At 45.7% G+C, this 6,210-nt stretch carries 8 protein-coding genes and 7 tRNA genes; 11 read left to right on the plus strand and 4 right to left on the minus strand.

Going from position 1 to position 6,210, the window contains the following annotated elements; all coding sequences use genetic code 11:
* The first annotated feature begins 45 nt into the window (after positions 1 to 45).
* From GRP75_RS17045 to GRP75_RS17075, 7 genes are all read left to right on the plus strand, one after another.
* Positions 46 to 131 (plus strand) — tRNA-Tyr (locus GRP75_RS17045).
* 7 nt (positions 132 to 138) lie between these two features.
* Positions 139 to 212 (plus strand) — tRNA-Trp (locus tag GRP75_RS17050).
* Between the two features lie 17 nt (positions 213 to 229).
* A tRNA-His gene (locus GRP75_RS17055) sits at positions 230 to 302 on the plus strand.
* A 10-nt stretch (positions 303 to 312) separates the two neighbouring features.
* A tRNA-Gln gene (locus tag GRP75_RS17060) sits at positions 313 to 387 on the plus strand.
* A gap of 7 nt (positions 388 to 394) precedes the next feature.
* A tRNA-Gly gene (locus tag GRP75_RS17065) sits at positions 395 to 466 on the plus strand.
* Positions 467 to 478: 12 nt separating this feature from the next.
* Positions 479 to 553: transfer RNA gene (locus tag GRP75_RS17070), tRNA-Cys, on the plus strand.
* A gap of 11 nt (positions 554 to 564) precedes the next feature.
* Positions 565 to 643, plus strand: a tRNA-Leu gene (locus tag GRP75_RS17075).
* Between the two features lie 44 nt (positions 644 to 687).
* Here the strand turns inward: GRP75_RS17075 and GRP75_RS30320 are convergent.
* The 4 genes from GRP75_RS30320 to GRP75_RS17085 all read right to left on the minus strand — a co-directional run bounded on the left by GRP75_RS30320 (position 688) and on the right by GRP75_RS17085 (position 2,250).
* On the minus strand, positions 688 to 816 hold the full coding sequence (locus GRP75_RS30320; protein WP_143109565.1) for a recombinase: 129 nt from the start codon (positions 814 to 816) through the stop codon (positions 688 to 690).
* Between the two features lie 84 nt (positions 817 to 900).
* The gene (locus GRP75_RS29810) at positions 901 to 1,059 is read right to left on the minus strand and encodes a site-specific integrase (RefSeq protein WP_235308384.1); all 159 of its coding nucleotides are present in this window, start codon (positions 1,057 to 1,059) and stop codon (positions 901 to 903) included.
* Positions 1,060 to 1,103: 44 nt separating this feature from the next.
* Positions 1,104 to 1,499 carry a carbonic anhydrase gene (locus GRP75_RS29815; protein ID WP_237449080.1) on the minus strand — a complete coding sequence of 132 codons (396 nt, stop codon included), beginning with the start codon at positions 1,497 to 1,499 and terminating at the stop codon, positions 1,104 to 1,106.
* Between the two features lie 568 nt (positions 1,500 to 2,067).
* Positions 2,068 to 2,250 carry a hypothetical protein gene (locus tag GRP75_RS17085; protein WP_160789882.1) on the minus strand — a complete coding sequence of 61 codons (183 nt, stop codon included), beginning with the start codon at positions 2,248 to 2,250 and terminating at the stop codon, positions 2,068 to 2,070.
* A gap of 220 nt (positions 2,251 to 2,470) precedes the next feature.
* On the opposite strand from GRP75_RS17085, the gene GRP75_RS17090 reads away from it, so the two are divergent.
* From GRP75_RS17090 to sufB, 4 genes are all read left to right on the plus strand, one after another.
* A complete protein-coding gene (locus GRP75_RS17090) occupies positions 2,471 to 2,992 on the plus strand; it encodes a MarR family transcriptional regulator (protein ID WP_160789883.1) in 522 nt (173 codons plus the stop codon).
* Positions 2,973 to 3,749 (plus strand): Fe-S cluster assembly ATPase SufC, encoded by a 777-nt coding sequence (gene sufC, locus GRP75_RS17095; RefSeq protein WP_023990247.1) that lies wholly within the window; start codon positions 2,973 to 2,975, stop codon positions 3,747 to 3,749. The genes GRP75_RS17090 and sufC overlap by 20 nt, the downstream gene beginning before the upstream one ends.
* 23 nt (positions 3,750 to 3,772) lie before the next feature.
* Positions 3,773 to 5,080 carry a Fe-S cluster assembly protein SufD gene (gene sufD, locus GRP75_RS17100; RefSeq protein ID WP_372238133.1) on the plus strand — a complete coding sequence of 436 codons (1,308 nt, stop codon included), beginning with the start codon at positions 3,773 to 3,775 and terminating at the stop codon, positions 5,078 to 5,080.
* A gap of 43 nt (positions 5,081 to 5,123) precedes the next feature.
* Positions 5,124 to 6,210, plus strand: a 1,087-nt coding sequence (gene sufB / locus GRP75_RS17105) for a Fe-S cluster assembly protein SufB (protein ID WP_160789884.1), incomplete at its 3' end; no start/stop codon positions are given.

Below are 6,210 nucleotides of genomic sequence, written 5' to 3' on the forward strand. Positions count from 1 at the left end.
AATCAGTAGGTTGGGGGTTCAAGTCCTCTCGCCGGCACCATTTTTGGAGGATTAGCGAAGTGGCCAAACGCATCAGACTGTAAATCTGCTCCCTTACGGGTTCGGTGGTTCGAATCCATCATCCTCCACCAGTTTTATAGGGGCATAGTTTAAAGGTAGAACAACGGTCTCCAAAACCGTTGGTGTGGGTTCAATTCCTGCTGCCCCTGCCAATTATTCATTACTTGCGGCGGTCGTGGCGAAGTGGTTAACGCACCGGACTGTGACTCCGGCATTCGTGGGTTCAAGCCCCATCGGCCGCCCTTTACTTATTGGGGATTAGCCAAGCGGTAAGGCAACGGACTTTGACTCCGTCATGCATAGGTTCAAATCCTATATCCCCAGCCATCTTTATGCGGACGTGGCTCAGCGGTAGAGCATCGCCTTGCCAAGGCGAGGGTCGCGGGTTCGATTCCCGTCGTCCGCTTTGTTACACTCTGGCGCCATAGCCAAGTGGTAAGGCAAAGCTCTGCAAAAGCTTTATTCCCCAGTTCAAATCTGGGTGGCGCCTCCATAATTGAATATGCCGGCGTGGCGGAATGGCAGACGCGCTCGACTCAAAATCGAGTGGGAAACCGTGGAGGTTCGAGTCCTCTCGCCGGTATTAACTAAAAGAGTTCATTAGAGATAATCTCTAGTGGGCTTTTTTTATTTGAGCTTTAGTACCCCACTCATTGCTTGAGCTGAAGACACCTTTGAGTTGTATTCAAAATGCGAATAAATATTTGCCGTTGTTGCATAATCGCTGTGGCCTAACCATTCCTGAACTTCTTTCATGCTTACCCCTAATACATCTACATAAATATACTCCAGGTATTCAAGACAATAAGAATTGTCAGAAGATAAGCGATAGGATTCCTGTTATTCCTTCATACGAATCAGAAGCTCATAGAACGTGTCCACCAGTGGCAGTATACGGCGACTGGCTTTATTCTTGGTTCGGTCCTTTTCAATTTCAATATATCTACCATTCAAATTGCCCGATGTGGCGGTATGTTTAATATTAATAGTCCAATTCAATAAATCAATAGCCGACCATTTTAATCCTATGACCTCGCTTCGGCTTAGCCCATAAAAGGCAGCCAGGATAACGAAAGCTCAATTCTTTCGCCTCGGATTACTGCGAGGAGTTGATTCAGCTCCTCGGCATTGTAGAAGCTCACGACGTAATTGTTCTTTTTTGGGCTTTCAACTAAGTCAGGGAGATTCGCCACAATCAGCTTTATTTTCACGGCATACTGAAGGGCTCTGCAAATGTTCGCGTGGTAATGAATAACGGTATTGGCGCTGACACCTTGCACATTCATTTCATGGGTATACAAGGTCTGAAAATCCTCTATAGTTAAAATACATCCCTTTCTCTCGGAAAAAGGATCTACGCGGCCTTTTACAGTGTCGGAATAGGAGATATAGGAGATAAGCCCGATACTGTTTTTCATCATCTCTAGCCATTGAAGCATAAAGTCTGCGAACAGCCTTTTGCTATTACCGGATGGAGTAGCCGCTTTTACTCTTACAGCATATCTTCGTTTTCAACCGCGAGTGCTTGTCCTTCCATATGATAATTCTTCCTGGCTTCCTGAAGCAAGATTTAGGCTCTTTTCTTGGTTCCTTTTATCTTAAGCCCCGTAGGGATCCATTTTGGTTATCGTTTACCATTCTTATCTTTACAGTTAGGCGGATGTCCCGTTGCGCTTTCTCCTCTTCCAACAACTCCAGAGGGTGAACCCGATCCTTTTTCAAATACCGGTTGAGCTTCGGAATGGATTTGCTACAAAAGTGGTAGCTGAATCCGCCGATGGATTGCTTTAGCGCCCAGAAGGTGCATTTGATTTTGAACCGGGCGGTATAAAGTTCGATGATCTAGGTCGCCTCCAGTGTCAGATCGGTGCTGGCTAGAATGGAGCATCGCCTGTTCGGATTCACCAGCAAAAACCACAGTTTTTGGTATACTCTTTGGCCCATAACATATCCAGACACAGGTAACTGACGGATTATTCATTGCCATACATGCTCACGATAGCGTACTCAAACGCTGCGGTACGGCTTTAAAACAGCTCGGCCAAGCACAACCTTTGTCCTCTTTTTACGGTAGCAACCCCGGTCTGTGGCAGGTGTACCATGACGTTCATAGGCAACGGTATTGGACTTGGCTTCGGTTACCATATCCATCCGGGTGCTGCCGAATTGATCAGAGGTAGGCAAAACCATTTCCGGGACGTGCCCTAGTCAAAACACAGCATGAGGCCGATGACAATGACAACAAACCCATGAAAAGCGCCTCCAAAATTGCGTCACATTTAACACAATTGATATTGATAATCAATATCAATTGTGTTAATATAATTTTGTTCACTAGTGAACAAAAAATAATCTAATGGTGACACTGAACTTGGTCTGCAACTACTACAAGAGAGGGGAGATTGGGAAATTGGAGTTTCAAAATCATTTTAAAGGTCATCTTTACGAGCAATATATTAAAATGCTACATCTGAATGAGCTGTATACTGAACAAGAATTTAACTCGTTTCGGCAACAGGCCAGAAAGTACCAGATTGACATGCTCTCCAACAATATTACTAGTGTACACGTTATTGATTGCATTGGTGATTATGAACCGATAAATCATACCGGGATTGTGGAGAAGATGGGGTTGTCCAAAGCTAGCATTACTAAAATTAGTGCAAAGCTGCTGGAAATGGGCTTCATTATGAGAAGTCAACTGAACAGCAATCGTAAGGAGATTTACTTTAGTTTAACGGATAAGGGAAGACACGTTTATCATTTGCATAAAGAACTGCACAAAGAAAAAGAAGAAAGGTTTTACCAATTCATTGAATCCTATTCAGAGGTTGAGCTGCAGACTATTGGAAAATTTATGAGTGATTTGGTGGCGCGTGCCGAAGAATACTCCGAAGGGAAGTTTTCGATAAATGACGACATTAAAGATTGAGGAATTAAGATCCAAGATTGAAGGGAAAGAAATTTTAAAAGGGCTCACACTGGAGATTCATGGCGGAGAGATTCATGCGATTATGGGGCCTAATGGGACGGGAAAAAGTACATTGGCTTCAGCTTTAATGGGCCATCCCAAATATGAGGTTACTGGCGGTAAGGTGACATTGGACAATGAAGACCTTCTGGAGATGGAGGTGGATGAGCGTGCCCAGGCAGGCTTGTTCCTCGCTATGCAATACCCAAGTGAAATTGCTGGCGTGACCAACTCTGACTTTCTCAGAAGTGCCATCAATGCACGGCGTGAAGAAGGCGATGAGATATCCTTAATCCGTTTTATCCGTGAAATGGAGAGCAAAATGAAGGGGCTGGAGATGAACCCTGAATTTGTGCATCGTTATTTGAATGAGGGATTCTCTGGCGGTGAAAAAAAGCGGAATGAGATTTTGCAAATGATGCTACTTGAACCCAAGTTTGTGATCCTGGATGAAGTGGACTCAGGGCTTGATATTGATGCACTGCGTATTGTGGCCAATGGCGTAAATGAGATGCGCAGCCCGGATAGAGGCTTTTTAATCATCACCCATTATCAACGACTGTTGAATTATATTACCCCGGATTTTGTGCATGTCATGATGCAAGGCCGGATAGTTAAATCTGGCGGTCCGGAGCTTGCCCACCGTTTGGAGGCTGAAGGGTACGATTGGGTGAAGGAGGAACTTGGGATTACGGATGAGACGGTAAGGGAAGCTTAAAAGCCGGAGAGGAGGAACAGCACGTGGATATACAAGCTAGAGTTTCAATGAATGTGGACGATTTACGCGCATGGTCAAGCGCTAAGGATGAACCTCGTTGGCTGATTGAACGCCGCGTTCATGCACTCGAACTGGCAGGGACGCTGGAGTTGCCTAAAGTGGTGAAAATCAATCTCGAAAAATGGGATATCTACGAAAGTGGAGATTACAAGGCTGAGAATGCGTGGTCTAGTTTGGAGGAAGCGCCGGAGGTTGTTCGAGGTTTGGTTGCTTCTCCGGTGAAAGGCGGACTAATCGTTCAGTTCAACTCGGATGTAGTGTATACGAAATTGTCCGAGAGCTTAGCCGCCCAGGGAGTCATTTTAACGGATTTGCATACTGCGGCAAAAGAGCATGAGGAGCTGGTTCAACGTTATCTCTTTCAGGCAGTAAAGCCAGAAGAACATCGTTTATCTGCTGCACACAGTGCCTTATGGAGTGGTGGCGTTTTTCTATATGTCCCAGACGGTGTAGAGGTTGAAGCACCTATTCAAGCGATCTTTCTTAACGATACAAGCGGTGTGTGTTTTGCTCCTCACGTCTTAATTGTGGCAGGGAGCAACAGCAAGATCACTTATGTGGATAATTGTGTATCGAGTGGTGATGATGTCAAGGTATTGCATAACGGTGTGACGGAGGTCTTCGCGGGGGCGGGCTCAAAGGTGCAAGTAGCTTCGGTTCATCAGCTTGCTGCAACTACAACAGATTTCACCCAGCGACGGGCGGTCGTTCTTGCTGATGGGGGGGTGGAATGGATTATCGGTGAGATGAACAATGGTTATACCGCCAGCGATACCAAGACTTTGCTACAAGGCAACGGGGCGGTCTCCGACAATAAGGTGATTGCTATTGGCACGGGCAATCAAAAATCGAGCTATACAACTCAAGCTCAGCATTTTGGCAGAAGCTCAGTAAGCCAGATGATTACGCGTGCAGTCATGCTTGAAGAAGCTACGGCCATTATCAACGGCATTACAAAGATTGAAAAAGGTGCAACCCATTGTGATGGTCAGCAAACAGAACGCGTGCTTATGCTAAGTCCTAAAGCTCGCGGCGATGCCAATCCGATCCTGCTGATAGATGAGGATGATGTAACCGCGGGTCATGCTGCATCCGTGGGGCAAGTAAATGCAGAGCAAATCTATTATCTGATGTCGCGCGGGGTATCACGGAGTGAAGCCGAACATCTTGTTATTTTCGGATTTCTCGCTCCTGTCATTTCGGAGATCCCGCTGGAAGGTGTTCGCAGTCGCCTAAAAGATTTAGTGGAAAGCAAGCTCGGCAGATCATAGCAAATCAAAATGAATCTTGAAAGGTTAAAAAGGAGTGATACTAATGGCTAAAAAAGCACCAGATATGGGCGAATATAAATATGGGTTTCGCGACAAGCACCAGTCTATTTTTCAATCTGGAAAAGGTCTGACGGAAGAGATTGTCCGGGAAATTTCCCGGATCAAGGAAGAGCCGGAGTGGATGCTCAATTTTCGGTTGAAAGCTTTGAATCAATTCTACAAAATGCCGATGCCTGAATGGGGAGCGGATTTGACCGGGCTAAATCTTGATGACATCCAGTATTACGTTCGCCCTTCTGAAAAACAGGGAAAGACCTGGGAGGAGGTTCCTTCCGAGATCAAAGCAACCTTTGACAAGCTGGGAATCCCTGAAGCGGAGCAAAAGTTCCTGGCGGGCGTATCCGCTCAATATGAGTCGGAAGTAGTTTATCACAGCATGCGGAAAGAACTGGAGGATCAGGGCGTTATTTTCCTTGATACGGATAGTGCATTAAAGCAATACCCCGAAGTGTTTAAGCAACATTTTGGGACGATCATCCCTCCTGCCGACAATAAATTTGCGGCGCTTAATAGTGCAGTTTGGTCAGGCGGTAGCTTTGTATACATTCCGAAGGGTGTTCAGTGCGAGGTTCCTATACAAGGTTATTTCCGTATTAATTCTGAAAATATGGGTCAATTCGAGCGGACATTAATTATTGCCGAAGAGGGCAGCTTTGTCCATTATGTTGAAGGATGTACAGCACCTATTTATAGTACCAGTTCTCTGCATAGTGGAGTTATTGAAATTATTTGCCGGAAAGATTCCCGTGTCCGTTACACGACCATTCAGAATTGGGCTCCTAATATCTACAACTTGGTAACCCAAAGGGCTGTGGCAGAAGAAAATGCCACAATGGAATGGGTGGACGGCAACATCGGCTCCAAGGTAACAATGAAGTATCCGGCAGTATTATTGAAAGGACGGGGAGCCAAGGGGTCCATCCTGTCTATTGCCGTAGCCGGTAAAGATCAGCATCAAGATGCTGGCGCGAAGGTAATTCACCTTGCTCCCGAGACAACATCTACGATTATATCCAAATCCATCAGCAAGCAGGGCGGAAAAGTAAACTACCGAGGGTTGTCCAGCTTCA

The organism is Paenibacillus sp. OT2-17 (genome assembly GCF_009827695.1).
Taxonomy (GTDB): domain Bacteria; phylum Bacillota; class Bacilli; order Paenibacillales; family Paenibacillaceae; genus Paenibacillus; species Paenibacillus polymyxa_B.